Below are 26,726 nucleotides of genomic sequence, written 5' to 3' on the forward strand. Positions count from 1 at the left end.
TTCCTGATACCGGTGAACACCATGAGTTCTCTCAAGAAATACGCCTTTACACCGACAGTTCCCGCTATCGCACTGCGGGACTTCACGCCCAATGCAGAGCTGTTTCATTATGATATTGGTGAGCCAGCAACCACGCAGGTCGCCGACAAAAAACGCGGAGTTAGCCATCGACATTCCAGCCCCAGTGAACACCCACGGCTGAACACCTATGTCATTACCCATACCATAACGCTACCCTTACATTCTTCTACCGCCGTGCGACAAGAATCCAGAATGCCCACGCCAAAGGATCATGACAGCACGCCAAAAAACCATACTCGTCCTGCGGAAATAACCCCTGAGCGAACTCAACTGTCTCAGGATTTCTGGCTGCTGACCCAGCATGACCGAACCCTGGTCAAGGGCGGCTTGCGCATCTCCTTGACCACCATTGAATCCGCATTGATTAAAAAAATGTTGCATCATGAAGAGCGCGTCGTGAGCAAGGAAGAGTTGATCCGTAATATCGGGCGCGAGCCCGAGTTATATCGCGGATTGGAAATGTGCCTGAGTCGACTGCAAGAAAAGTTCAAGCGGGCCAACGACGGCGAACGTTTGTTTCGTGCAGTCAGAAACCGTGGTTATTGCCTCACCCAAAAAATCAAAAAGCCGCTCGAGCTGACTCAGTCACGCCGATAACTATAAGACAACTGACACTTTATCACTCACCCTGCCTATTGATACCTGCCTTTTTATAACACCCTCTAATAAGATCTCGCTGGCCTTGTTATAAGTCGTCAGCCAATGCTCCCTGCCGTTCATTACTATCCACGGGTACGCGCTTGCGCGTGCCTGTCGTTTTAGTGCGGTATTGCACCGCGTGATTAAACCCTGCCACCACGCACGTGGTCACCACCGGGAGCAGAACTATGCTGAACAACACTAGAATGCATCGCAACCTGACGCCCAAGGGTTTGACGTTCTGGGGCCAGTGGACGCTCGCATCGGGTTTGGTCGTGACACTGTTGTTTATGTTGGTTTTCTTGAAAACCGGTCAACTTGAATATAACTATCGTGTCTTGGCCGCCTTTACCATACTGGCGTCGCTGCCTGCGTATAGCCTGTGTGATGTGTATAGTAAGAAAGACGATTATGGCGTGGGCCTAGGTCGACTATTCATGGGTTGGTTGCTGACCATAGGTATATTGTTTGCCGTGGGCATTGCCTGTAATGCCAGTTCATTGTTTCCTCTGGAAATTTTACTGTTGTGGGCGGCAGTCAGTTACCCACTGTTGGCACTGTGTTATATCCCGTTGCACAGCCTGTCCAGGTATTACCATCGCCAACTTCACCAGCGGCACAAGTCATTGATCGTGGGCACCGGCAAACTGGCGGTCGACTTGGCCAAAACGCTGTCGCGCCAGAAGCGTTCACCTTTGGTTGGACTGGTCGGTAGCCACGCCGATGCGGCGTCGGAGGCGCAATCGCAGATACTCGGCGAACTGCCGCAATTACCGCAACTGATCCGGCAGCACGGCATTCGCCGGCTCTACATCACTCACTCGTTGCAGGATGCCACCCACATCGAGGCGCTGTACCTCAACTTGCTGGAAATCAGCGTCGATGTGATCTGGGTGCCCGACCTCAACAACATGCTGCTACTCAATCATTGCGTGGCCGAAGTGGATGGGTTGCCGGCGATCTTCCTCAACGAAAGCCCGCTGACCAGCCGCCCCACCGCTGCCCTGAGCAAGTCATTGCTGGACAAGAGCCTGGCCTTGCTGGCGATCCTGGTGCTGAGCCCGTTATTGTTGGTGTTCGCCCTGCTGATCAAGCTCACCTCTCCCGGCCCGGTGATTTTCAAACAGGACCGCCATGGCTGGAATGGCGAGGTGATCAAGGTATGGAAGTTCCGCTCGATGCGCATGCATGACGACCAAGAGGTACGCCAGGCCAGCCGCAACGACTCGCGCATCACCCCGGTCGGCCGGTTTATCCGGCGTACCTCCATCGATGAATTGCCACAGCTGTTCAACGTGCTGCAAGGGCACATGGCCCTGGTCGGCCCGCGGCCCCATGCCGTTGCGCATAACGACTATTACTCGGGGAAGATTCACGCGTACATGGCGCGTCATCGCATCAAGCCCGGTATCACGGGGCTGGCGCAGATCAATGGTTGCCGGGGTGAGACCGAGACACTGGAGAAGATGCAAAAACGCGTCGATATCGACCTGCTCTACATCAATACCTGGTCGCTGTGGCTGGATATCAAGATCCTGGTGAAGACGCCATTTACGCTGCTGTCCAAGGATATCTACTGACAGAAAAGCTGGACGTTCAAGTCTGATACCCGTCAGTTAAACCGCCGCTAAGGCGAAAGGTACTTGCTCCCTCGCCACAGGTACGGTGTTAGCCTTTGGCGGACTGGGATTAGACCTTCAAGCCCCCCTTCCCGCCTCACTCCGTCATCTTGTCGATGTTCTTGTAGAACAATTCACTGTCCCGTCCATCCGTCATCGAGTGCAACGAATAGGCGCGATTCAGCCGCGCGCCGCCGTCACGCGTCAGCGGTGCCCACACCAGGTTGGCGCGGCGCATGGTCGATAGGCTCATCAACTCATCGAACGGAATGGACAGATAGAGGCCTTTGTCGAAGCTGCCTTCCCCAAACTCTTCCTTGGACACGTTGGTACGGGTGATCCACGCACCGATGCGCACGCCATTGTTGAACTCCCGCGAAAGGTCCAGCGTCGCGCCCCAGTCCCTGGCCAGGTAGCGACCGACGCTCAAGGCGCCCTGCAGGTTGAACGGCAAGTCCGTGTAGCCGGTGATATGCCCGGTCACCGTGCGGTAATCGCGCAGGCTGAAATCCTGCTCGAAGCCGCGCTGGCGCACGTAGTTCAGGTCTGCCCCCACGGCCCAGCCCTGGCCCATCGGCCGGTACAACACTTCGCTGCCGACACCGGCGTACATCGACTCGAGCAAACCGCCGTAGACCATGCCGTACAGGTCCTGGTCCAGGCGCTGCGCATGGTTGAGCTGGAAGGTCGGCAGGGTGACGTCAGCGCTGGTCATGTACTTGCGCAGGTCGGTACGTACCCGGGGCAAACCCGTGGGCGCGTCATAGGTAAAACCGTCGTAATTGTTCAGCAGGTTGACGCTCAGCAAGCCGCTCCACCACGTGTTACGGGTAAAGCGGTATTCGGCGTCGAGATCGGCGGAAACCTGGTAGAGCAAGCCATCCGGCCCGCCGACGTTCTGCTTATAGCCAAGGCCGATGCCATAGCTGAACGGCTTGGGCGGTTGGGTATAGAGCAGCGTCTGCGTGCGTTCACTGGCGCGATTGACTTCGACCTGACGGTGCAGGTCCTGCAAGTCTTCGCGGTTGTTGACCACCTCGCGGAAGGTCTCGCGGGGTACGCTGGTTTCCTCGATCGGCATGGCATAACGTTCGCTGACCAACGTGAACCAATCAATCTGGTCGTTCACGCTGTTGTCCAGGATACGGCTGGCACGCCCTACCGCCTTGGCGCTGTGGAAGTAGCGCTGCTGTTCGCCATACACCACCAGCTCCGGCCCGCGTTGAGTGATGCGCTGCACGTTGTAGCCGGCATTGTCATGCAGACGCTGGGAGACTGCCGCCCAGTCCACCTGGTCGGGCGGTGTGCTCGGTGCCTTGGCCGGCAATGGGGGGGCCGGCGGGTCGTAGGTTTTTACCGGTGCCTTGCGGCTGGCAAAATTGGTGTGCAGGGTGATCCCGAACATCGCGGTGTTGCCCCTTTCCCAGGCAGCACTCACGTCGATGGAGTCGGCGAGCTTGTAGACCAGGCCCAGGTTGACCGGCGAGTCCTGGCGAAACGAGTTGTCCCGGGGTTCGTTCTTATAGTCGTTACCTTCAACCTCGAGCTTGAGGCTCAGCGGCGCCCAGGGCGTTTGGTAGGCGATCCCGCCAAACAACGCGGGCCGGCCGCGAAAATAGCCGTTGGAAAAGCTGCCGGAACCTTCGGCGGTGGGCCGCCTGTTATAACGATCATCCAACACGCCCAACGGGTTGCCGAAATCACCGCGACTGCCCATGTAACCCCAGGCGATGCCGGCGCTGAAATCCACATCGCCATAACGCTTGTTGGCCACCAGGTACTCGCTGGAAAACAAGCCGGTGCCGCCCAGGTCCATGAACCCCAGCGCCACTTCCGGCAGCCAATGGCTTTCCTGGTACAGGCGCACTTTGGCGTCGACGGCCTTGTCCTTGTAGCTCTGGCCGCCGCTGAACGACTCGGCGCCATACAGGCGGTTGGTGATCGCGGTGTAGCGAAAGGTGCCTTCCAGCCAGTCCAGCGGCTGCGCCGAAAAACTGTAGCGGCTATAGGGCTCGGTGCGGTTGGCGTTGATGCTCAGCTCGCCGGCGGGCGCCATGCGTGCGGTGGGGGTTTGCAGCAATCCCACCCCGCCAAAATCGCTTTGGGTGTAACGGGGATCGCCATGCGCGACGCCACAGGGCACCAGCAGCACGGCCGCAATACATAATTTCAAGGCGTGACCTCGGCCAGGGGTTGGGTGGCGAGAAACTCGGCCAATTGCTGATTCAGTTCAGGGGTGAGCGGGTCCAGGTCATCGCTGCGAATCGGCACCAGCAGGGTGCTGCCGGGCGCGGGGGCTGCGCCGTCTTCGCGGTTCCAGGGGGCAACGCCCAGGCGCGTGACCTGCCCGTCGGGCTGGATCAGCCACAGGTAATCGGCGTCCGCTTCCACGGATGGCGGGCACGCGGCGAGGTAGTCGCGCGCCTGCTGTTGTGGCTGAAATACCAAGGTGCACGCCGCGGCCACCGCGCCCAGCACACGCACGCTGTCAGGCCTCGGCGGGTACACCAGGCGGTCGCCCTCGCTGACCGGCAGGTTCGGCGCAAAACCGACCTCCACCGCCACCGGGTCCAGCACCGCCAACTGGCGGCCGGTCACCGGTAAGGCCTGCACCTGTTGATACACCTGCGCGGCAACAGCGGCACGACCTACGTGCCCCGCCGCCAACGCGGCCTGGTGCAGGGTTTGCAGGTCAAACAACACGCCGGCCTTGAGCCGCGCCTGACCTTCAAGCAACGGTTGATGCAGCCAGGCAGCGCCCAGCCAATAGCCTTCGGCATCCGGTTGCGCCGCCGTGATCACCTCCAACAAGCGTGCCCCGGTTTGCAGCGCAATGGGGCCTGGGTTGCGTACCTGGCCGCTGACCGTCATGGCGGCCTGGCTCACACTGGCACAGCTGCACAACAGGACCAGCGCCGTGAGGGTTCGACGGGTCATCGGGCGTCCTTACGGGTGGGTTGCAACTGGGTGATGGTCAGGGTCAGGCTGGGCGAAAGGTGCTGCTCGCTCTGCACAATAAAACCGTCGGCGGGGTCGACCCAGTAACGGTTGCGCGCCTTAAAACCAGCGCCTTCAACGTCTTCGTCGATCCGTAACAAGGCATAGGGTTTGTCGAGAATCTCGATGGTTTCGATGCCCTTGCGCGTCATGCGACTGGTCAGTGGGATACCCATGCGATAGCCACCCACCCAATCGATTTGCCGCGTACTGCGATAGCCATCCGGCACACGGTGCAACCCCAGCTGAAACGGTGATTGCCCCTGCCAGTGCGTGCCATCCAGCTCGGCACCGAGGCCAACCGTGCGCACCACCAGGCCGTCACGCATCAGCAGCACCTGCTTGCCCGACGCCACCCAGAATTGCAGGTCGCCGCGCTGGCGAATCAGCGCCATCACCCCTTGGCTGGACACTGTGGTGACCTTGATCTGCGGGAACGGCACGGCATCCACCTGCGCCTGGGTCAACACCAGCGGCGCGGGCCCGGCCACGGCCGCCCTGAACGTGTCGAGGGAGGCGGTCATCAGCGGATTGCAGCCACCCAGCAGCCACGCCAACCCCATGTAAGTAGCGATTTTAAGAGTGTTCACGCAGGTTCCACCCTATCGGTTGCTGACTTCGCTCAGGTTGTTCTGAGTGGACGCGCCGATGCCGACGATCGTGGCGGAAGGGATCAACTGGCTGATAAAGCGGTTCCAGCGCGTGATATTGGCGGGGCCGACAAACACGACATCCTGAGGCTGCACCTCAAAGCGCGTGGCCAGGGCCATGGCGGAAGGAGAAGCCGCTTCCAGCTGGAACACCTTGGCCGGCTCTGCCGCGATATTCTGCGCGCCGCGGATCACATAGATGGCGTCGGCGTTGGAGGTGTTCTGGTTGACCCCACCCACCGAGCCGAGCACGTCGGAAAGGTTCATGCTGCGGGTCTTGAAGCTCAGCGCACGCGGCTGCATGACCTCGCCCATCACATAGATGCGTTTGCGGTCGTTGTAGGCCAGGTACAGCTGGTCGCCGTCCTTGAGGTAAATGTCGTTCAAGCGCGACTGCTCCAGGTTGAGCGTGTCGAGGTCCAGGGTGTAGCGCTTGCCGCCACGGGTGAGCGTCAGGTTCGACAGGTCGGCATTCAGCGGGTCGATCCCCGACGTGGAGACAGCCTCCATCACACTCATCGGGATGGTGGTGATCGGCAGCGGCCCCGCCTTGGCGACAGCGCCAGTCACCACCACGCGCTGGCTGGCAAAACGCAGCACGCTGACGTCTACCTGTGGGCTGTCGATGTATTGGCGCAACTTGTCAGTGATCTCATTGCGCAGCGCTTCAATCGAACGCCCCTTGGCGACCAGCGGACCCACATAGGGGTAAAACAGTTTGCCGTCGGGGTTGACCAGCCGCCCGTTGGCGTCGATCTGCTGCTGTGGACCGGAAGGTGCGGTGAGTTCAGGGTGATCCCACACGGTGATATACAGCGCGTCATTGGCGCCGATCAAATAGGGGCCAGGCTTATAACTTAATAGTTCCGCTGGTATGGAATAAGGCACTTGGGTTGCCGCGTCCATGGCGAGCAACTTTGGCGTGATAGGAATTAAATCCACCCGACTGTTTTCAGCCCCGCCCTCCTCGGTCAACGCCGCGGTATCCATATATTGGCCTGGGGCAAACATGCAGCCTTGCAACAATGCAGCGGCCACGGCCGCAACAGAAAAAATACGCATCATAGTGCTAGGACACTCGCGATAAACGACAAGAAAAAAGACCACTTGGGCGGGGAATCCAAGCGGTCCAAAAGCGGAAGGCTTACAACTAGTTGCCGGTACCTGTGGTGCCGGTCGTGCCAGTGGTACCCGTGGTGGTGCCGCCGTTGGAACTGCCGCCGCTGCTGGATGCAGCGGCAACGCCGGCAACAAGGGCGCTGCCGACCAGCAGGGTTTCCCCTACTGTCACAGACCCCACCACGGCGGTGTCGAGCCCCAACGGCAACTCGGCAGCCAACGCGGACGTACTCAAGACACTGAGCATAATAATAGCCAGTGATTTCCTCATAACAGACTCCTTATCGTCAGTGAGTAGTCAGGCCGATAGTGCCACCCAACTAAACAGCACACCAGACAGGTAAGATTTAACGTGATTAGTTGAAAATAACGTTTTCCCGGCGAAGTGCCCGGCCGCCCCTGCATTGAGTGCTATTGAAGTTGTATAAAACGTTATTAATTGTCGGAAACTTCAGGTCCGTCCGTACTTATCTTCAAAACGCACAATGTCGTCTTCACCCAGGTAGGAGCCCGACTGCACTTCAATCAACTCCAACGGGATCACCCCCGGATTTTCCAGCGCGTGCACCTGGCCAATGGGGATATAGGTCGACTGGTTTTCCGAGACCAGGTAAGTCTGCTCGCCATTGGTAACCCGAGCCGTGCCGCTGACCACGATCCAGTGCTCAGCACGGTGGTGATGCATCTGCACCGACAGCTTGGCCCCCGGCTTCACGGTGATGCGCTTGACCTGGTAACGCTGGCCGTTATCCACCGAGTCATACATGCCCCAGGGCCGATATACCTCACGGTGGTTAAGGTGTTCATGCCGCCCGGCCTGCTTGAGCTGGTCGACGATGCCTTTGACCTGCTGCACCTGGTCCTTGTGGGCCACCAGCACGGCGTCCTTGGTCTCGACGATGATCAGGTCTTGCACGCCAACCGTGGCGACCAATCGGCTGTCGGCGTGGACATAGGTGTTGTGGCTATCCAGCAGCAACCCATCGCCGCGCAACACATTGCCGCAGGCGTCTTTTGCACTGGCCTCCCACAACGCCGACCATGAGCCAATATCGCTCCAGCCAGCCTGCAACGGCACCATCACCGCGTCACTGGTTTTTTCCATGACGGCGTAGTCGATGGAGTCGTCCGGGCATGTGGCAAAGGTCGCGGCATGCACACGGGTAAACGGCAGGTCCTGGCTACCGCCCTCCAGTGCCACGCGGCAGGCTTCGAGAATCGCCGGCTGGAAGTGTTCGAGCTCCTCTAGGTAGCGGCTGGCGCGAAACATGAACATGCCGCTGTTCCAGTAATGCTCACCGCCGGCCACATACTGCGCCGCCGTGGCCGCGTCCGGCTTCTCGACGAAGCGCTTGACCCGGTAACCGCCCTCGCCCACTGCGGCACCTTGTTCGATATAGCCATAGCCGGTGTGCGCGCTGGTGGGCGTGATGCCGAAGGTCACCAGCTTGCCGTCCCTGGCCAGCGGCAGTGCCACTTCCAGGCTGGCATGAAACGCCGGGATGTCTTCGATCAAATGGTCTGCCGCCAGCACGAGCAGGATCGGGTCCTCGGCCTCGGCGACGGCCTTGCACGCCGCCAGGGCGATGGCGGGCGCCGTGTTGCGCCCCACGGGCTCGAGCAGGATGCTCGCCTGTTCCATGCCCAGCTGGCGCAATTGCTCGGCCACCAGAAAGCGGTGTTGTTCGTTGCAGATCAGCTGCGGCAACGCCACGTTGGCACCAGCAAGTCGCGTGATGGTCTGCTGCAGCATCGACAGGTGCGCGTCGGTCAGGCGCAGGAACTGCTTGGGGTTCAGTTGCCGCGAGAGCGGCCACAGGCGCGACCCCGAACCGCCTGCCATGATCACGGGTATTAACATGAGAGCATCCTCGGGACAGAGATTCAGAAGTAGGCACGGGTGTGTTTATGCACTCGCGGACTGAAGCGCAGCTCATCCTGCGGCCACCAGCGGTAATGCTGGTGTTGCTCGACAGGTGGCTGCAGCGTTTGGTCGTCGTCCAGCTCCAGGCAATAGCTGAGCACCACGTAGTGGGTGCCCGGCCCGGCCCCGGCGTTGGCGAAGACACTGTCATCGTAAAAGTGCTCGAACACCCCCAGCAGCCGTGCACTGGCGCGCTCGAATGTGCGCCCCAACTCATCCAGGGTGATGCGCCGGAAAGCGCTGTCCAGGCTTTCGTTTTTCTGGATGCGCCCACCGGGCACGAACCAGAAACCATAGGCCGGCCGGTTGACGCGCAGGCCGAGAAAAACATCGCCACGGCGGTTTCTCACCACCAGGTCGATCGCCACTAATGGCGTCGATGCCACGACCGTTTGGAAGGTCGATAAATCAAGCCACATACCATCAAACCTGTGCCAGAAAGCGTTGCAGAATGCGTTCCTTGTCGAGGAACTCCTTGGCGTAGTTCAACGCCACCTCATTGCGCGCGGGCAAGGCCAGCACCCGCTCGATTCCTGCGTTCAGCGCCGCGACGGATTCCGGCTCGATCAACACCGCAATGCCCGTGTGTTCCTGGCACAGGCGGCCGAGTGTGGTGTCTGGGTCGGCGGTGATAATTGCATTGCCACCCACCGCCAGGATGTTGGTGAGCTTGGACGGCAACACCGCGTCCGCCACTCCGCGCTTCTGGATCACCAGGTGCGCATCGGCCGAGGCCAGCAGCGCCGGTAAATCCTCGTAGGCCTGCAACGGCGCGAACAGCACATTGCGCAGGCCATCGCGCTGCACCCGTTCGAGCAAGCGCGCCTTGCCGGTGCCCTGGCCGACGACCAGAAATACCAGCTCCGGGCGATCGGCATGGGCCTGGGCGGCGTCAAGGATCAGCTCCAAGCCCTGCTTCTCACCGATGTTGCCGGAGTACAACAACACCCGTGCTCCCGGCGGCACACCCAGGCGCTCAACCAAAGCGTGGCTGTGCGCTACTTGGCGAAAACGCGAGGTTTCCGACCAATTGGGAAAAAACAGCAGGCGCTTGCTGTTCACACCTTTGCCACGGGCCTTGTCGAGCATGCCGCTGGAAATCGTCGAGACCCGATCAAAACGTCGCAGCAACCAGCGCTCGATCCCAAACGCCAGGCGCCGCAACAAGGAACCGCCGCCGATGCCCAGGCCGAACATCGCATCCACTTCATAATCCTGGATATGCAACACCGACCGTGCACCGCTGAGCTTGGCCAGCAATAACGCTTGGGGCGCGCACAACAGCGTGGGCACCACCAGCATCACCAGGTCGGGTTTCCAGCGCAGTTGCCCCAGCACCGCCAGAAACGAGCTGGCGGAAAAGCTCAGCAGGTGCAGCAGGCGGGTCAACGCGGTGGGCTGGCGCGGCACATACAGTGGGCAGCGAATCACCGTCACGCCCGCGTCCTGCTCGGTGCGAAAGCGCCACGGCGAATACCCTTCGCCCACCTGCCACTGTGGGTAATACGGTGGCGCCGTCACCACTCGCACCTCATGCCCCTGCTCGGCCAACCAGCGTGCCTGTTCACCGCTGTACTTGCCGATACCGGTGAGTTCCGGGCTGTAATTGATGCCATACAGAAGGATTTTCATCACTGGCCCCGAGGCTGTTCGAGGGCCGCGAGATAAGCGTTGTAGGCGTCGCGCAAGCCCTCCTCCAGCGGCACGTAGGCCTCCCAGCCAAGGGCATTGATACGGCTCACATCCAGCAACTTGCGTGGCGCGCCATCGGGCTTGCTGGCGTCGAAGCGCAAACGCCCCTGGAAGCCGGTCACGCGTACCAGGGCCTGGGCCAGTTCGGCGATGGTGCAATCCATTCCGGTGCCGACGTTCAGGTGCGGGCACATTGGCTGGGTCTGCTCGCGGTAACGCGCGGCGTCGAGTTCCATGACATGCACGCTGGCCGCCGCCATGTCATCCACATGTAAAAACTCACGTCGCGGCCGGCCACTGCCCCAGATCACCACCTCCTCATCACCGCGCTGGGTCGCCTCATGGAAACGCCGCAACAAGGCTGCGATGACATGGCTGTTTTCCGGGTGATAGTTATCGCCCGGCCCGTACAGGTTGGTCGGCATCACACTGCGGTAATCGCGGCCATGCTGGCGGTTGTAGCTCTCGCACAGCTTGATCCCGGCAATCTTGGCCACCGCATAAGGCTCGTTGGTGGGTTCCAGCGCGCCATCTAACAACACCGCCTCGATCATCGGTTGCGGCGCATGCACCGGGTAAATGCACGACGAACCGAGGAACAACAGGTGCTGCACGCCATGGCTGTGGGCGGCATGGATCACGTTGGCCTGGATCATCAGGTTCTGGTAGATGAAATCCGCCGGGTAAGTCGCGTTGGCATGAATCCCGCCCACCTTGGCAGCCGCCAGGTACACCTGGTCCACACGCTGCTTGGCGAAATACGCCTGCACCGCCGCCGGGTCGAGCAGGTCCAGCTCATTGCGGCCGGCGGTGAGGATCTGCGTATACCCCAGCGCCCACAGCCGGCGCACGATGGCCGAGCCGACCATGCCACGATGGCCGGCGACAAAGATCCGCGCATCAAGATCACGTGCCATGCTCAGTTCTCCACGGCAATCGGTGCGTCATGCCCGTGCAGGCGCAACAGGGCGTGGCGCCGGGCGATCTTCAGGTCTTCGCGGACCATCTCCGCGCACATTTCCTGCGCCGTGATCTCAGGCACCCAACCGAGCGAGCGTTTGGCCTTGGACGGGTCACCGAGCAGCGTCTCGACTTCTGCCGGGCGGAAGTAACGCGGGTCGACGCGCACAATCACATCGCCCACCAGGATGCCCGGCGCCAGGTCGCCGTCGATGTGCTCGACCACCGCCACCTCGTCCACGCCCTCACCGACAAAGCGCAAGCCCAGTCCCAGTTCCGCCGCCGACCAGCGGATAAAATCACGCACCGAATACTGCACGCCGGTGGCGATCACAAAGTCCTCGGGGCTGTCCTGTTGCAGCATCATCCACTGCATGCGCACGTAATCCTTGGCATGCCCCCAATCGCGCAGGGCATCCATGTTGCCCATGTACAGGCACGGCTCCAGGCCCAGGGCGATGTTGGCCAGGGCGCGGGTGATCTTGCGTGTCACGAAGGTCTCACCGCGACGCGGCGACTCGTGATTGAACAGAATCCCGTTGCACGCATACAGCCCATAGGCCTCGCGGAAATTCACAGTGATCCAGTAGGCGTACAGCTTGGCCACGGCATAGGGCGAACGCGGGTAGAACGGCGTGGTTTCCTTCTGCGGGGTCTCCTGCACCAGCCCGTATAATTCGGAGGTCGAGGCCTGGTAGAAACGGGTCTTCTTTTCCAGGCCAAGCAGGCGTATTGCTTCGAGAATGCGCAAGGTGCCCAGGGCGTCCACATCGGCGGTGTATTCCGGCGAATCGAAGCTCACCGCCACGTGGGATTGCGCACCGAGGTTATAGATCTCATCGGGCTGGATCTGCTGGATGATGCGCGTCAGGTTCGACGAATCCGCCAGGTCGCCATAGTGCAGGATCAGGTTTTTATGCAGGGCCTGCGGGTCCTGGTAAATGTGATCGATACGCTGCGTATTGAACGACGAAGAACGTCGCTTGAGGCCGTGCACGGTATAGCCTTTTTCCAGCAGCAGTTCCGCCAGATACGAGCCATCCTGACCGGTAATTCCGGTGATAAGCGCGACTTTATTCATGTCTGTCTCCCAATTGATAGGCGAGCGAAGGCCGACACCCAAACTTGGGTGTTTGTTAAAAACGGTCAGTTACTTCGGTGTGGGCAGGTTCAAGTTATGTCCGGTCAACTTTGAAAGTTCCCGGACAATGGCGTCCTTATCGTTTAAATGAGCAATCGCGGTTTCCAGTTCGAGCACCTTGGCGCCCACCAGGAAGCGGTACCAATAGCCCTGCAGCAAGTGATAGACCAAGCCGCTGCGGCCATCGAGAAACCCCAGTTGGATGATGTAGCGCCACAAGAAATACGCCGTCGAACTCAGGGTGAACGGCACGCGGTTATACACACGGTTCTTGACCAGGCGCTTGGCCTTGGCCTGGAACGAACTCTGCCCCGTATGCAGCTCATCGCGGATCGCGAACAACCCGAGCCGTGCGTTAAGCACTTCAATCGCTTCACGGGTGGCGTAGCCGTTGTGCTTGTGGGTGAAGAACGTCAAGTCATGCAGGTTATGGTCGGCAAACCCACCCTCCAGGGTGATCGTGCGGCCCTCAGCCACCGAAATGTGCTCGTCCATCCAGCGGTCTTCCATGCGACCGAGGCCGGTGCGCCACAACCGCAGCATCTTCAGAGGGTAGCGCCCGCCATGGCGTACCCAGCGGCCCATGAAAATATGCTTGCGCTTGAAGTTGATGCCGGTGATATCACTGGCCAACGTCGGCAGCCGCGTGTTGATCTCGGCGGCAAGGTCAGCCTCAATGATTTCATCGGCGTCCAGGCGCAAGGTCCAATTACCGGTTATGGGCAAATGGTCCAGCGCCCACTGGAACTGCTTGGCCTGGTTGACGAAGGGGTGCTGCACCACCAGCGCGCCGTGGCGACGCGCGATGTCGCAGGTGTCGTCGGTGGAGAACGAATCCACCACCAGCACTTCATCACTGAAGGCCCGCACCGAATCGATGGCCCGGGCGATGTGCAGGCTTTCGTTGTAGGTGAGGATGATCACGCTGATGGTTTCGCGCTTCATATCAACCTCCGTGCAGTTGCAGGACTTCGGTGGTCAGCCTGCGTGGTGAACGCGCGGCGCGGAAATGGCTCTCCAGGGGTAGGCCCACGGCGATCATCATGATCAGCCGCTCGCTGGCAGGAATGGCGCCGATGCTGCGGATTTTCTTTTCCACCGAATTGAGGATCGCCAGGTTCAGCGGACACGCACCCAGACCGTTGGCGTGGCACGCCAACAAAAGCCCCATAGAAAACAGGGCGCCGTCGACGTAAAGCTGGTTGCGTTGGCCCGCACCGCCCCAGGCGGTGACTTCCGAAGTGACCACAAACAGGTTGTCCACCGACTGGGCAAAGCCGCGCGATCCACCTTGCAGCTCAAGCAATTGCGCGATCACTGCACGGTCCTGGTACACATGAACTCGCGATGATTGGCGATTGCACTGTGAGGGTGATGACTGCGCCAGCTCCACCAGCGAAGTCAGCAGGTGGCTGTCGATCTTGCCGGCCTGGAACATGCGGCAACTGGAGCGTGATTGCAGGAATGCCTTGGCATCAAGCCCATCACTGCCCGGCCACGGCGCGGCACGCTTGATGCCGCCCGTGCCAGGGGTACCGTCGCGTTTGAGGTGCTCTACATAGGCATCCAGGTAAAACACGAATTCGTCGCTCACGCCTAGAGTGCGGTGCAAGTCGAGGTAGCCCTGGAAAGCGCCAAGGGCCATCTCAAATGGCAACGCCGAATAGGTGCGATCGTATTCGTTGAGCATATGGATGATGCCGTTGATCTTGTCCTTACCGAATAGCGGTTTGGGCTCCTTGAGGGACAAGCCTTTTTCCACGGTGTGGGTTTCGATCAGGATCTTGTAGAACAGCTTCTTGTTGCGGCTCTCCAGCGGCGAGTAACCGTTGTGGCGAATAAACATGAGCATGTCGCGAAAGAATTCGCTGACGAAAAACATCAACTTCCACGCCTTATCCATCATGCGTTTCAACTGTTTCATAGTGTGATGTCTCTCGGTTTGAGGGGTCGGCACGGCGCACCAACGCAAATCATCCAGGCCGGCAGGTTGGCGATGACTACTGATCGCGCGCCCACCACGCAGCCCTCCTCCAGCACGCAGCCGGGATGGATAAAGGATTCGGCAGCCACCCACACGTGGTCCTTGATCAGGATTTCGCGCGTCACCAAGGGCCGCAGCAGGCTGCGGGTATCGTGGGTGCCTGTGCACAGGAAGCTGCGCTGGCTGATGGCGACCTTCGAACCCAGGGTGATCCTGGCCATGGCGTACACATCCACGCCGTCAGCAATGGCGGTGTAATCGCCGATCTCCAGATTCCACGGGGCCCAGATGCTGCACGTAGGCGCAATCCGGCAACCCACGCCGACCTTGGCGCCAAAGCGACGCAGCAACCAACTGCGCCAGCCGTGCAGCATCCAGCGCGGTGTGGGGCGGAACAGCAGTTGGTAGACGACGCCCCACAACAGGCGCCGGGCCTTGTTGCTACGGGGCAAGGTGTCGACATACTTGAGTTGGGCAAAATCGCTCATGAGTGCAGCGCCGCCAGTTGTTCCAACAGGTAGCGCTCGCCCACTTGCTGCAAGGCCTGGCGCCGTGCACGCACCGCCACCCAATCAATCGGCACCGTGATCAGGGCCTGAACCTGGTCGACGTTGTCCGCCGGTAGAAAGCGTTGCGACAGTTCCAGCTTCTCCAGCAAGTTACGCACCCGGGCATTCAGCGAGGCTTTGTTACCCGGCAACCCCACAGCAATAAAGGGCTTCTCAAAAATGATCGAGAACACCGTCGCATGAAAGGAATTGGTCACCACGTAGGCCGACTCCTTGAGCAACTTGAGCCAATCCTGGGGGCCGACCTGCACGGTCTCGCCGATCTGCCGCCAACGGCGGTGCGCGTTGTACGGCGAAACGATCGGCCCGGCTACATGCTGGGACAGCGCATGGGCCACTTCGCGCACGCCCACGCCCGTGCGCAGGGCGTAGCAGAACACGTGGCCAGTGCGGGTCTGAGTGGCCGTGGCGAGCAGCGCTGAATAATCACGGTGCAGCAATGTCGGGTCGGGTACGCATTGGGCGGTGAGCCCGCTGACCTGTTGCACAATGCCCACCCCGCTCTCTTCGCGCACGCTGATCGCTGACAGTTGTTTGAGCAGGCCTTCGGCCCGGGCGTGGTACTCGGGCTCCAAGTACTCCTTGCCGAAACTGGCGGCGTAGGAGATGCGCCGAATCGTCTTGTCGCAATCGAACGCCAGGAAGTACGCCGGATCCAGACCAGTCTGGCCCGAGGGGTTCCAGATCTGGTCACTGCCCGCCACCAGCAACTGCTGACCGGCGACGGCCTGGTTGAGCTGGTCGGCATGGGCGTAGCGCGGCTCTTGGATATTCAGGAAACGTGCTTTGAACGCCTGGAATTGGCGGGACTGGGCATTCGGCCCCAGCACCTGGGTTTTCAAGGCCAGGGCCTTAAGGTAAACCGCCTTGAGATTGGCTTTGAGCTGGCGCGGGTTGAACAGCTGCCGGATCTCGCTGCCATCCTCGACGTAGGCCGGATGGTAGTTGATCAGGCTCACCTGCAAGCCCTGTTGCTGCAGCCAGCGCTGCAAGGCATAGGCTTGCAGCACGGCACCGAAGTTCTCGCTGAAATGGTACGTCAGTATCCCGGCCCTGACGGGGCGTGCAGATGCGCTCATGATCCAGCCTGTCTTAATAAGGAATGTGAAGGGTGTGGCGGGACAAAGGCCTGGCGCGCAGGCGCGGCTTGGTTGAGCAAGCCGATAAACATCGACCACACCAGCAAATAGCTGCCATCAAAGGTGGTGAAGAACTGGTAGCTGGTCTTGAACGAAAAAATCAGCAGGATCGCCACCACCGCCAGCGACACAGGGTTGCGCGGCAGTGTGCTGAACAGCAGGCAGAACAACGCCACACCGATCACCCCGAGCTTGGCGATCACCCCCCAATAACCGTTCTCGATGTCGAACTTGGAGTTCTCGAACCAGCGTTCATCGTTGGTGGGCACCCCAGGCGTCAGCTGCTTGGCCAGGCCATTGCCGAGAAACACCGTGGCCGGGTTTTCCAGGAACGACTCCTTGGCATGGGCGATCTCGAACGCGCGGGTCACGTCCTCACCTTTCTCTTCAAACAGGTAAGTGGCAAAGCGCGACACCGCCAGGGGGCTGGCATAGAACGTCAAGGTGCCCAGGGCGCCGATGGCGACCACCAGCACCGCGAGGGATTTGAGCTTGCGTTGGGTAATGGCCGACAGCAGGATCATCACCGCCATCGCCGCGAGGATTGTCTTGGATCCAGCGGCCAGCAGCGTGACGGCAAGGATCAGCATCAGGCCGATCTTGCGCTGGCAGCAGGCATAGAAAAACAGCAGCACCGCCGAGCTGGTGGGGAACAGCATGATGCGGCCCACCTCGTCGCTGGACTTGGAGGCGGCGTTGGTCAGGTCAATGCCAACCCCGTACAGGCTGACCTGCAGCAATTGGCCGAGGGCAAAGATATAGATGACCCGCTCGATGATCTGGCGGTAGTTGAAACGATGAGCTCGGGCAATTTTTTCCACATTGGCCAACACATAGCTGTAGCCGGCCAACAGCAGTACAAAATAGAAAAACGGAATGCCCGAACGCAGGAACTGGTACAGGGAAATTTTCGCGCCGCTGCTGACCAATACCTGCAACACGCTGGAGCCAATCACCAGGGCCAGTAACGGCAACGCACGGGTAAAACCACGCGCCGCATACACCACGAACGGCAGTAACAGCAGCAGCGCCAAGGGCTGCGACAGGTTGTTACTGAGCGCCAGCGGCAAAGCGAAAAACGTCAGCGGTAGGTAAAGGGTCAGTCGCGCCTGGGATAGCATCATGGCCCTACCTCCCCAGCACGCAGCACCCGCAGGTAAACCAGCACCACCAGTTCCGGCAGAGAGAGCAGCAAAGAGGCGCCCAGCAGCGGCTCAATGCGCTCCTTGCACGCCAGCCACAGCAGCAAGGCCACCGCGCTGCTCACCGCATAGATCAGCGAAGTGCGGGTGTGACGATTGGTCGAAATGAGCATGGCCGCGAGGATGAACCACGCCACATTCAAGATCGTGTGGGAGCCGATCAGCGCCAGGGACACGCGGTCGACCTGCACCAGTCCATGGCTCCACAACAGGATGATCTGCGGCCCGGCCCAGATACCAGCGGCATACACCAGCAAGCACAGGCCCAGCACCAATGAACTGGCGCGCTGGGTGAAACGCCGCGCCTGCTCGAACTGACCGCGCCCGGCCAGCCGCGAGATTTCCGGTGTAAGGGCATTGCTGCAGGTGATGCCCAGCTGAATGATCAGGCGCATCAGGGTGCGTGCCATGGTGTAACCCACCACCACGGCCGGGCCGGCGATCTGGTTGAGCACTTGCAGACCGCCTTGCAGAGTGATCGCCTGGGCCAGCGGGATCGCCGCGCTGCCCAGCGCCGGTTTCCAGATTCCCCGAAACTCGGCCCAGGATGCCGACGCCAGGCCCAATAGCGGCCAAGGTGAAATACGCCGGACAAACAGGGTCACCAACACTAGGAACAGCACTTGGCTGAAAAACATGCCCTGCGCCAGTTGCAGCTCCGAGCCGCCGAGCAGCAGCACAACGATGGACAGCACAATATCCAAGGTCCTGCGGTTGGCCATGATAAAGACCCCGCCGACAGTCTTGTCGATAGTCCGGAACCAGGCGTCAATCGGCCCACCCAGCAGACGCGTGCACAGGTAGCCGGACATGAACAGCACCACCAGACTGGCCTGTTCGGGGACCAGGGTCTTAAGCTTGAGCAGCCCCACCCAGTCGACCCACTGCCCCACGGTCAGGGCGAACACCAGCACCCACGCGACCACCACCAGGGTAAACGCCAATGCGGTCTGCACACTGCGCCGCGCACCGGGCACATCGCCTTGGCTGGCGCGCAAGGTGGCGCTGGTGGCCGAGGCCTGGGCCACCCCCAAGTCGAGCAGGCTGAGCATCGACGGGATACCGGTGAGCACCAGCCAGTCGGCATAGCGCCCCGTGCCCCAGGCATGCAGGAAAAACGGTACCAGCACCAGTTGCGCCGCCAACGTCACCAATTGGGTGTAGCCATAACTCAGCACGTTGAGGCGAAAACGACGCGACAACGAACGGGGCATTTCAAGCACTTTGTTCATAGCTCATCAGGCCTTGTCGGACTGATAGGCATAGCTGTAATAGCCGTAGTCGCCGTAGCCGTAGCTGGCGGAACGACGTTTTTCCACGCCATTGAAGATCGCCCCTTTGAGCTCAATGCCGTTCTGGTGGAAGCGCCGCAGGGTCAGCTCGATTTCCTTCGCCGAGTTCACTCCAAATCGCGTCACCAACAGGCTGGTGCCCGCCTGGCGTCCGACAATCGCGGCGTCGGTTACGGCCAGCAGCGGCGGCGTATCGATGATCACCAACTCATAGTGTTCGCTGACCTCAGCCAGCAGAGCGGCAAAATTGGGGTGCATCAGTAGCTCGGACGGGTTCGGCGGAATCTGCCCACGTCCGATAAAGTCAAAACGCTCCACAGCCGTCGGATGAATCGCCTGCTGCAAATCGCACCGTTTGGCCAGCAGGTCGGACAAACCCTCTTCCACTGCCTTGCCAAGCATCTTATGCAAGTAGCCCTTGCGCATATCGGCGTCGATCAGCAGCACGCGCTGGCCCGACTGCGCGACAATCGCCGCCAGGTTGGCCGAGACAAATGTCTTGCCCACTTCGGGGCTGGGACCGGTGATCATCAATCGGTTGTTCTTGGCCTCGATCATGGCGAAGTGCAGGCTGGTGCGAAGGCTGCGCATGGCCTCCATCACCAAGTCGTGAGGGTGATTGAGCGCCAGCAACGACGGTGCGGCCGAGCGGCCTTTGGCTGCGTTGGTTTCCTCGGCCTTCTGCAACAGGCTGAAAGGAATCGAGGCGTACACAGGTAGCCCGAGTTTCTCGATGTCATCCGGGTTTTCCAGGCCTCGGTTGAGCAGGCTGCGCACCAGTACGAGGCCGACCGACAACATGCCGCCCAACACCATGGCGAGCAGCACCACGATGACTTTTCGCGGTTCTACGGGCTTGGCAAGGTTGGCGTCGGCGCTGTCGATCAAACGCACGTTGCCCACAGTCCCGGCACGCATCACGTCCAGCTCTTGGGAGCGGTTGAGCAACTGGGTGTAGATCTCTGTACCCACCTGCACATCCCGGGTCAGGCTGAGCAGTTCCTGCTGGGTGCTGGGCAAGCCTTCGACGCGCTTGGTCATCTGCGCTTGCTTGGCGTTGAGTTCAGCGAGCTTGGCGATCAACGCGCGATAGGCCGGGTGTTGCGGAGTGAACTTGCGGTCCATCTCGGCCTGTTGCAGCTTGAGCTCGGAGATGCCGGTGTCCAGGGCCACCACTTGGTCCAGCACGGCCTTGGCTTCGAGACTGATATCGATGGATTTGCTGCGAGTCTGAAAGCGGTTCAAGGCGTTTTCGGCCTTTTCCAAGTCGCGACGCACCTGGGGCAGTTGGTCGTTGAGGAACGACAGGCTTTGCGCCGCTTCGGCCGAGGTGCGGTCGACGTTTTGCTTCACATAGAGATTAGAGATTTCATTCAACGTGCGAATCGCCAACGCCGGACGCGTGCTCTCCAGGGACAGGCTGATGATCCCAGATTCCTTGCCGCGCTCAATCACTGTGAGCAGGTCCTGGTAGTCGGCCACGGTATCCAGCCGTGGCTTGCGCACAATTTTGAAGTGCGTGCCGGGGTTGGCGCGTAGCTCCTTGATCAGGACCTCGACACCGTCGGCGGCAAATGGCACACCGACGCGGCCTGCGGCGATCTGGTTGCCGTCCTCATCAAACAGCGTGTAGGCCTGGTCAGCGCCGGCGACCAGTATCAACTGGGTGCCCAGCAGCCCGGCAGGCAGGTTCAACGTGGTCAGCAACAGTTGCTCGCCACCGGCCGAGTAGCGGCTGAACCCAAACAGCGGCGGAGCAATATCGCCTTTGTGCTCCGGTGCGTAACGTCGTGCCAGGAAGCCGCCAATCAACGGAAAATGCTGCGCGGTGATGGTGATATCCAGCGCCAGGGTGTCCACGGTCTTACCGATGATGGTGCGCGACTTGATCAGCTCGATCTCGGTCACCGCCGGCGACTCTTTCCCCAGCAGGCTGCTGACATCGGAGAAACCGAGCATGTCGTTTTTTTTCGGTTCCACCTGGATCAACGCATTCGCCTGGTACACCGGCGCCGCCAGGATGGCGTAGGCCGCGCCGATCAGCATGCACGTGCCAGTAATCCCCGCGATCAGCCACTTATGATCGATCAGGGTGCCAAGCATGCCGAGCACATCGATCTCGTCACGGTGGGGGGTGTCCGGGGAGGCGTTCTGGGGTGAATACATAAATCGCGTCTTCGTCCTTGCAATCATTTAAAGAGGGAGCATCAGCGCGCCAAGCGCTGGGCCCAGGCCTGCGCGGCCTGTTCGATCAATGCATAGGCCTGCACAAAGGCAGGCTTGCCCTGGCGATAGGGGTCGGTGATCTCGCGGTCGTGCTGCCATTTGCCCAGCAGGAACACCTTGCCCCGTGCTTCAGGGGCCAGGTTGAGCACACCGTCAATGTGCCGTTGCTCCATCACAAGGATCAGGTCGGCTTCGCTCACCGCTTCAACGCTGAGTTGCCGCGCCTTGTGCACCAGGGGCACATGCCCATGCTCTTGCAACACTTGCCCCGCCAGCGGCTCCAGTGGGTGATCACGCAGTGCCGCCAGGCCGGCCGAGCTCACCCGGATGCCGGAAGGTGCAAGCGCGACGCCCAGCAAGTGTTCCGCCGTGGGGCTGCGGCAAATGTTGCCGATGCACACGATTAATATCTTTTTGAACAAGGCAACCTCCCACGCACCGCATGCTTATTCTTCGGCAAAAGAGACGACCTTATTAACTAACCAACAACTAACTTCCGAGTAATTATGACCACAGCTGATAAAGGGCGACCATCTATCGCGCAAGACAAAAAATAACAACAGTTGTATTAACCGACGAAAAATAACATTCCAGTACTTTTCCCCCTCTACATAATAAAGTGCCGCCTGACTGCAACAACGAAGGGACGGCCATGAACACTTCAAAGTTATTGGTAGAGCGTATTGGCCTATTTCCTTCTTCGGGAAATATTCATGTTGACGTGAATAACTCAACGCGCGTCGTCGAGCGCATGCAGCTGCTATATGGCGACAACTCGCTGGACAGCGATGAGTCCTGTTCCGGACTGTCCATGGTCTTTGCCGATTGGCGCTTCAAGTTGCAGGTCAGTGACGCATTGTCGGTGTGCCTGTGCGTGGAAAGCCGCGGCGACAGCCAGTTCATGCAGGTCAAGACCGCCGAGTTGCTGGCGAACATCTCCGGCACCGAGGAGCGGCCATGAGCCTGCTGGATGATGTGATCCGCAGCTATGCGCTGAGGAAACTCACGGGGATGTTCGAAGGCTTTGCCGAGCCGGCGATGGGCGCGCAGTATCGGCGCAATACCCAGGCCATCGGGCGCTGGCTTGAACAACTGCACGGCAGTTCCCCGCAGGAAGTCACCCATACGCTGTTCAAGCAGATGAAAGAGGCGCGGCGGCGCGGCGATGTGCGGCGCTTCAACGCGCAGACTGTGTTGCTGGAGCTTATGGTGGAAAGCAACCGGGCCTTGGACCTGGTGACTTACTCGGCCTTCCTGTGCGCCGCATCCGACCGCCAGGAAGGTTCTTGATGGGCGTGCTCGGCCCCCGACAGCGTGATTGCGACACGATTGAGCAGCAACTCTGCGTTGTACTTGGGCAACAGCGCACAGGCCAACAAGACCACCAACCCACCGCCGATAAACGAGGGGGATACCTCGACAGGGGTGGCTTCAATCCGCCAAAGAAACACGAGAGCCGCGCCCACACCCAGCACCGCGCCAGCCAAGGCTTCATTCAACGGATGGATATAAGGCGCGACGCAATAGGCACTGAACCACAGACTGGCCAATAACCCCGCCAGCGCCGCCGGCCAACGTAAAGCCGGGTTGAACTGACGCGCCACCAGACTCGCCCCAACTGTGACCATCAAGCACGTGTTCATCGCATGACCGCTTAATACGGCAATGTCCAAGTGTTGAAACGATAAGCCCCACCCCTTGAACAGCAACTTGCTGAGTGCAACCAGTGAGTAAGTGGCGCCGACGGTCAGCACCCAGGTCCGAAGTGCCCGAGGATTGGAATACCAGAGCCACACAGCAATGATTATCGCGGCCGGAACCATGACGGTGATGCCGCCATATTGCGCAAGTTCTGCCCGCATAAATCTCCTACCGTTGACGTGCCTGATTCGGCGCCCATCAGACCTCAGCCCAAGGCGAAATACAACGTTATCAATTGTCAGCCTTGCACCGCGCACCCTGCATAAAATGCGATTTACTGATAAAAATACAAAAACATGATTCTGTATTTTAATAATTAGAATAGAACCAAACGGCATTTTACATAGGCTGTTGCTGACCCTACCTTGGACGAGCATGACCGACCCCTACTCGGCGGAGGTGTTGATCCCTACTCGACAAGGACAGACCATGAGCATCGAATTCATCGGCTACATTGGCGGCCATCACGCTTCCGAGATTCACCCGCGCAGCGGCCCTACCCTGCAACCCGACTATGTCGAGACCGTGGCCCGCGCCCACGAAGACGCTGGCTTTGACCGCGCACTGGTAGCCTTCCATTCCAACAGCCCGGACAGCACGCTGATCGCCGCCCATGCCGCCAGCGTCACGAAGAAACTGCAGTTTCTCATCGCTCACCGCCCGGGCTTTGCCCAGCCGACCCTGGCGGCACGTCAATTCACCACGCTGGATGTGTTCAACGGCGGGCGCACGGCGGTGCACATCATCACGGGTGGCGACGACCGCGAACTGCGTGCCGATGGCAGTCATATCGGCAAGGACGAACGCTACGCACGTACCGACGAATACCTGAGCGTGGTGCGCCAGGAATGGACCAGCGAACAGCCCTTTGACTTTGAGGGCACCTACTATCAGGTCGAAGGCGCGCACTCCACAGTGAAGTCGCCGCAACAGCCGCATATTCCGCTGTATTTCGGCGGTTCTTCTGCAGCCGCGATTGCTGTCGCGGGCAAGCATGCCGATGTGTATGCGCTGTGGGGCGAAACCTACGAGCAGGTGCGCGAGACCGTGACCCAGGTTCGCGCTGAAGCGGCCAAGCATGGGCGCACGATTCGTTTCAGTTTGTCGTTGCGGCCGATTCTCGCCGAAACCGAAGCGCTGGCGTGGGCACGCGCCGACAGCATCTTGCAGCAGGCGACCGAGCTGGCAGAAAAAAATGGCTTTGTGCGGCGTGAACCGCCGAATGAAGGCTCACGCCGGTTGCTCGCGGCAGCCGCGCAGGGGTCGCGCCTGGACAAGCGCTTGTGGACTGGAATTGCCGGGCTGCTGGGGGCGCAGGGCAACTCGACTTCGTTGGTGGGCACGGCCGAACAGGTCGCAGAAGCGCTGCTGGATTACTACGACCTGGGGATTACCACGTTCCTGATTCGCGGGTTTGATCCGCTCAACGATGCGATTGACTATGGCAAGCGCCTGATCCCCCTCACCCGCCAACTGATCGCAGAGCGCGAGCAGGCCCAGCAAGTCGCTTAATCAACACCACCACAAAACAGTGTGGGAACTGGCTTGCCTGCGATGCATACACCTCGGTGTTTCAGCGGTACCGAGTTGATGCTATCGCAGGCAAGCCAGCTCCCACATTGTTAGATCTTCAGTGGCTTGAAGATCAGTTTTTGTAGTCGGTATCGCTGCGCTCCAACTGCCGAATCAACGCATTCCAATGCCGCGCCACCCCCGGTCCTTCGCCATTGGCAAACACCTTGGCCTGCTGCTCGACCTTCTCCACCACGTCCGCTGGCGGAAAGATCAATTCCGCATTCCCCGCCGCCTGCGCCGCGACCTGGATGTTGCACGCACGCTCCAACTGCTGCAGCTGCTGGAAGGCGTGTTCCACGCTGCCCCCCGCCGTCAACAACCCATGGTTACGCAGGATCATCACGCTCTTGTCACCCAAGTCCGCCACCAACCGCTCGCGCTCGTCCAAATCCAGGGCAATGCCCTCATAGCCGTGGTACGCCACGCGCCCGGAGAAACCAATCGAATGCTGGGAGATCGGCAACAACCCGCTTTTTTGCGCCGACACCGCAATGCCGTCACGGGTGTGGGTGTGCAGCACCGCTTGCAGGTCGTGACGTGCGCCGTGGATGGCGCTGTGAATCACATAGCCGGCGTAGTTGATGCCCAGGCCGGTCGGGTCGTCGACGAGGGTGCCGTCGAGGTCGACCTTGACCAGGTTGGAGGCGCTGATCTCATCGAACAACAGCCCGAAGGCGTTGATCAGGAAATGCTCCTCCGGGCCCGGAACACGGGCGGAGAAGTGGGTGTAGATGTGGTCGGTCCACTTGTACAAGGCCGCCAGGCGATAGGCGGCGGCCAGTTTGACGCGCACGTCCCATTCTTCCGGGGTGACGCGGCTGCGAACAGTGTTGGAAACACTGGAAATCGAGGTGACGCTGCTCATGGCAAAACTTCCTGGATGGCCTTAAGGACTTCCAGGCAGCCTATGGGATGCAAAAAAATAATAAAAAGCACATTTTAATCTAAGCTAATTATTATTTTTTTTCATAACTACATTGGTCACGGCACAGATCAAATGTGGGAGCTGGCTTGTCGAATCGTCGAACCGCTGCGATGGCCATAGGTATCTACACAACTTGAGGGAGCCTTCTGCGTAGCAGCTGTCGAGCCCCGGCGAGGCTGCGTTTGCGGGCTGTCTGACACACCGCTGACGCAGCCTCGCCAGGGCTCGACAGCTGCTACGCAATTTCACTTTGAAGATGTGTAGATACTTATGGCCATCGCAGCGGTTCGACAAGCCAGCTCCCACAATGTCAGGCGGCGTTACGGATTTTGTGCAGGGAAGCGGCGACCAACTTGCCAAACGCATCCACTGGCCCTTGCAGGTTGCCGAGGAAGTGCGGATAGATCAGCCACAAATCCATCACCGGCTTGAAGTCCTTGAGCGGCATCACCGCCAACTGCTCAAAGTGGGCGCTGCGTTCCAACAGCGGGCGCGGCACCAGACCAAGCCCCAAACCGTCCGCCACCAATCCCAACTGCAACTCGGTACCGAACGTTTCCAGGTTCACCCGCAGTGACAGGCCCTGATCCGACAACGTGCGCTGCAAACCGGCGCGGAAACCGCAGCCGTCCGGGTTGAGAATCCAGCCATTCTGATACACATCCGCCAATTTGCAGGGCTTCTTCGGCAGCTGGGATTTGGCACACACCACCACCAATTCCATCTTGCCGATCGACTCACCAACGATGTTGTCCGGGAAAATCTTGCCGGCCGGGAACAACGCCGCCGCTGCGTCCAGCTCGCCGCGTTCGATCTTGCCCACCAACTGGCTGCCCCAGCCTGTGGCGACCTGTGCACGCAGGTCCGGGTATTCGGTACGCAGGTGCTTGAGCGCGTCCAGCAGCACCACATCGCCGATGGTCTGCGGCACGCCCAGGCGCAGCAGGCCGGTGGGCGGTGCGTCGGTGGCGACCAATTCGCGCAGGGCATCCATCTCGCGCAGGATCAGCCGACACTGCTCGTAGACGCGGGTGCCAATCAGTGTCGGCTTGAGAGGCTTGGTATTGCGGTCGAACAGCTCCACCCCCAACGCCTGCTCGAAGTTCTGCACGCGGCGGGTGATCGCCGGCTGGGTCAGTTGCAACGACTCGGCGGCATGGCTGATGGACTGGCAACGAATCACTTCGACAAAGGCATCGATATCGTCAATTTTCATTTGGGCCGCACATAGAGAACAGTCATTAAGATGTGTGCGAAGCATAGTTGCAGGCGGGCTATCTGGATAGCCCGC

At 60.1% G+C, this 26,726-nt stretch carries 26 protein-coding genes; 5 read left to right on the top strand and 21 right to left on the bottom strand.

Translation table 11 applies throughout. The features are described 5' to 3' along the window. Positions 1 to 21: 21 nt before the first annotated feature. Entirely contained in the window at positions 22 to 678 is a 657-nt protein-coding gene (locus AB4O35_RS22710) for a winged helix-turn-helix domain-containing protein (RefSeq protein ID WP_065876063.1), read from the top strand. Positions 679 to 908: 230 nt separating this feature from the next. Continuing rightward, on the top strand, positions 909 to 2,300 hold the full coding sequence (locus AB4O35_RS22715) for an undecaprenyl-phosphate glucose phosphotransferase (protein ID WP_065876062.1): 1,392 nt from the start codon (positions 909 to 911) through the stop codon (positions 2,298 to 2,300). A 136-nt stretch (positions 2,301 to 2,436) separates the two neighbouring features. Here AB4O35_RS22715 and AB4O35_RS22720 read toward each other — a convergent pair whose 3' ends face one another. The 18 genes from AB4O35_RS22720 to AB4O35_RS22805 form a co-directional block, all read right to left on the bottom strand. Then, a complete protein-coding gene (locus AB4O35_RS22720; protein WP_065946388.1) occupies positions 2,437 to 4,512 on the bottom strand; it encodes a YjbH domain-containing protein in 2,076 nt (691 codons plus the stop codon). Then, positions 4,509 to 5,276 carry a capsule biosynthesis GfcC family protein gene (locus AB4O35_RS22725; protein WP_065876060.1) on the bottom strand — a complete coding sequence of 256 codons (768 nt, stop codon included), beginning with the start codon at positions 5,274 to 5,276 and terminating at the stop codon, positions 4,509 to 4,511. The genes AB4O35_RS22720 and AB4O35_RS22725 overlap by 4 nt, the downstream gene beginning before the upstream one ends. Beyond that, positions 5,273 to 5,926, bottom strand: coding sequence for a YjbF family lipoprotein (locus tag AB4O35_RS22730; protein ID WP_371905541.1), 654 nt, complete (start codon positions 5,924 to 5,926; stop codon positions 5,273 to 5,275). Before AB4O35_RS22730 ends, AB4O35_RS22725 begins: the two co-directional genes overlap by 4 nt. A gap of 12 nt (positions 5,927 to 5,938) precedes the next feature. After that, positions 5,939 to 7,051, bottom strand: a complete 1,113-nt coding sequence (locus AB4O35_RS22735; RefSeq protein WP_065876058.1) for a polysaccharide biosynthesis/export family protein — start codon at positions 7,049 to 7,051, stop codon at positions 5,939 to 5,941. 85 nt (positions 7,052 to 7,136) lie between these two features. Further along, positions 7,137 to 7,376, bottom strand: a complete 240-nt coding sequence (locus AB4O35_RS22740) for a hypothetical protein (RefSeq protein ID WP_065881740.1) — start codon at positions 7,374 to 7,376, stop codon at positions 7,137 to 7,139. 180 nt (positions 7,377 to 7,556) lie between these two features. Beyond that, complete coding sequence (locus AB4O35_RS22745; protein WP_065946389.1) at positions 7,557 to 8,966, bottom strand: mannose-1-phosphate guanylyltransferase/mannose-6-phosphate isomerase; 1,410 nt, start codon at positions 8,964 to 8,966, stop codon at positions 7,557 to 7,559. A 23-nt stretch (positions 8,967 to 8,989) separates the two neighbouring features. Next, positions 8,990 to 9,448: a GDP-mannose mannosyl hydrolase gene (locus AB4O35_RS22750; RefSeq protein ID WP_065946390.1), complete on the bottom strand. Its 459-nt coding sequence runs from the start codon at positions 9,446 to 9,448 to the stop codon at positions 8,990 to 8,992. Positions 9,449 to 9,452: 4 nt separating this feature from the next. Then, positions 9,453 to 10,661, bottom strand: coding sequence for a glycosyltransferase WbuB (locus AB4O35_RS22755; protein ID WP_065881743.1), 1,209 nt, complete (start codon positions 10,659 to 10,661; stop codon positions 9,453 to 9,455). Then, on the bottom strand, positions 10,661 to 11,638 hold the full coding sequence (fcl, locus tag AB4O35_RS22760; RefSeq protein WP_460149299.1) for a GDP-L-fucose synthase: 978 nt from the start codon (positions 11,636 to 11,638) through the stop codon (positions 10,661 to 10,663). The genes AB4O35_RS22755 and fcl overlap by 1 nt, the downstream gene beginning before the upstream one ends. A gap of 2 nt (positions 11,639 to 11,640) precedes the next feature. Next, positions 11,641 to 12,762: a GDP-mannose 4,6-dehydratase gene (gene gmd, locus AB4O35_RS22765; RefSeq protein WP_065891220.1), complete on the bottom strand. Its 1,122-nt coding sequence runs from the start codon at positions 12,760 to 12,762 to the stop codon at positions 11,641 to 11,643. A 69-nt stretch (positions 12,763 to 12,831) separates the two neighbouring features. Beyond that, positions 12,832 to 13,767, bottom strand: a complete 936-nt coding sequence (locus AB4O35_RS22770; RefSeq protein ID WP_065881748.1) for a glycosyltransferase family 2 protein — start codon at positions 13,765 to 13,767, stop codon at positions 12,832 to 12,834. A gap of 1 nt (position 13,768) precedes the next feature. Further along, complete coding sequence (locus AB4O35_RS22775; protein WP_065876050.1) at positions 13,769 to 14,746, bottom strand: nitroreductase family protein; 978 nt, start codon at positions 14,744 to 14,746, stop codon at positions 13,769 to 13,771. Further along, positions 14,743 to 15,294, bottom strand: coding sequence for an LbetaH domain-containing protein (locus AB4O35_RS22780; RefSeq protein WP_065876049.1), 552 nt, complete (start codon positions 15,292 to 15,294; stop codon positions 14,743 to 14,745). The genes AB4O35_RS22775 and AB4O35_RS22780 overlap by 4 nt, the downstream gene beginning before the upstream one ends. Beyond that, positions 15,291 to 16,454, bottom strand: a complete 1,164-nt coding sequence (locus AB4O35_RS22785; RefSeq protein WP_065876048.1) for a polysaccharide pyruvyl transferase family protein — start codon at positions 16,452 to 16,454, stop codon at positions 15,291 to 15,293. The genes AB4O35_RS22780 and AB4O35_RS22785 overlap by 4 nt, the downstream gene beginning before the upstream one ends. Continuing rightward, on the bottom strand, positions 16,451 to 17,638 hold the full coding sequence (locus tag AB4O35_RS22790; protein ID WP_065876047.1) for an O-antigen ligase family protein: 1,188 nt from the start codon (positions 17,636 to 17,638) through the stop codon (positions 16,451 to 16,453). Before AB4O35_RS22790 ends, AB4O35_RS22785 begins: the two co-directional genes overlap by 4 nt. Next, the gene (locus tag AB4O35_RS22795) at positions 17,635 to 18,948 is read right to left on the bottom strand and encodes a lipopolysaccharide biosynthesis protein (protein WP_065876046.1); all 1,314 of its coding nucleotides are present in this window, start codon (positions 18,946 to 18,948) and stop codon (positions 17,635 to 17,637) included. Before AB4O35_RS22795 ends, AB4O35_RS22790 begins: the two co-directional genes overlap by 4 nt. 6 nt (positions 18,949 to 18,954) lie before the next feature. Beyond that, positions 18,955 to 21,174: a polysaccharide biosynthesis tyrosine autokinase gene (locus AB4O35_RS22800; RefSeq protein WP_065876045.1), complete on the bottom strand. Its 2,220-nt coding sequence runs from the start codon at positions 21,172 to 21,174 to the stop codon at positions 18,955 to 18,957. A 41-nt stretch (positions 21,175 to 21,215) separates the two neighbouring features. After that, complete coding sequence (locus AB4O35_RS22805; RefSeq protein WP_065876044.1) at positions 21,216 to 21,656, bottom strand: low molecular weight protein-tyrosine-phosphatase; 441 nt, start codon at positions 21,654 to 21,656, stop codon at positions 21,216 to 21,218. Positions 21,657 to 21,955: 299 nt separating this feature from the next. On the opposite strand from AB4O35_RS22805, the gene AB4O35_RS22810 reads away from it, so the two are divergent. Both AB4O35_RS22810 and AB4O35_RS22815 read left to right on the top strand, forming a co-directional pair. Then, positions 21,956 to 22,195 (top strand): phosphomannomutase, encoded by a 240-nt coding sequence (locus AB4O35_RS22810; RefSeq protein ID WP_256533248.1) that lies wholly within the window; start codon positions 21,956 to 21,958, stop codon positions 22,193 to 22,195. Next, positions 22,192 to 22,524: a hypothetical protein gene (locus AB4O35_RS22815; RefSeq protein ID WP_065876042.1), complete on the top strand. Its 333-nt coding sequence runs from the start codon at positions 22,192 to 22,194 to the stop codon at positions 22,522 to 22,524. The genes AB4O35_RS22810 and AB4O35_RS22815 overlap by 4 nt, the downstream gene beginning before the upstream one ends. On the opposite strand, the gene AB4O35_RS22820 is transcribed toward AB4O35_RS22815, so the two are convergent. Continuing rightward, a complete protein-coding gene (locus AB4O35_RS22820; protein WP_065881756.1) occupies positions 22,476 to 23,096 on the bottom strand; it encodes a hypothetical protein in 621 nt (206 codons plus the stop codon). The genes AB4O35_RS22815 and AB4O35_RS22820 overlap by 49 nt on opposite strands. Before the next feature lie 268 nt (positions 23,097 to 23,364). Between AB4O35_RS22820 and AB4O35_RS22825 the strand changes: the two genes are divergently transcribed. Further along, on the top strand, positions 23,365 to 24,447 hold the full coding sequence (locus tag AB4O35_RS22825; RefSeq protein ID WP_065876040.1) for an LLM class flavin-dependent oxidoreductase: 1,083 nt from the start codon (positions 23,365 to 23,367) through the stop codon (positions 24,445 to 24,447). A gap of 133 nt (positions 24,448 to 24,580) precedes the next feature. Here AB4O35_RS22825 and AB4O35_RS22830 read toward each other — a convergent pair whose 3' ends face one another. After that, positions 24,581 to 25,375 carry a class II aldolase/adducin family protein gene (locus tag AB4O35_RS22830; protein WP_065876039.1) on the bottom strand — a complete coding sequence of 265 codons (795 nt, stop codon included), beginning with the start codon at positions 25,373 to 25,375 and terminating at the stop codon, positions 24,581 to 24,583. Positions 25,376 to 25,745: 370 nt separating this feature from the next. Beyond that, positions 25,746 to 26,651 carry a LysR family transcriptional regulator gene (locus tag AB4O35_RS22835; protein ID WP_065876038.1) on the bottom strand — a complete coding sequence of 302 codons (906 nt, stop codon included), beginning with the start codon at positions 26,649 to 26,651 and terminating at the stop codon, positions 25,746 to 25,748. Between the last annotated feature and the right edge of the window lie 75 nt (positions 26,652 to 26,726).

The organism is Pseudomonas sp. H1_A03 (genome assembly GCF_054685145.1).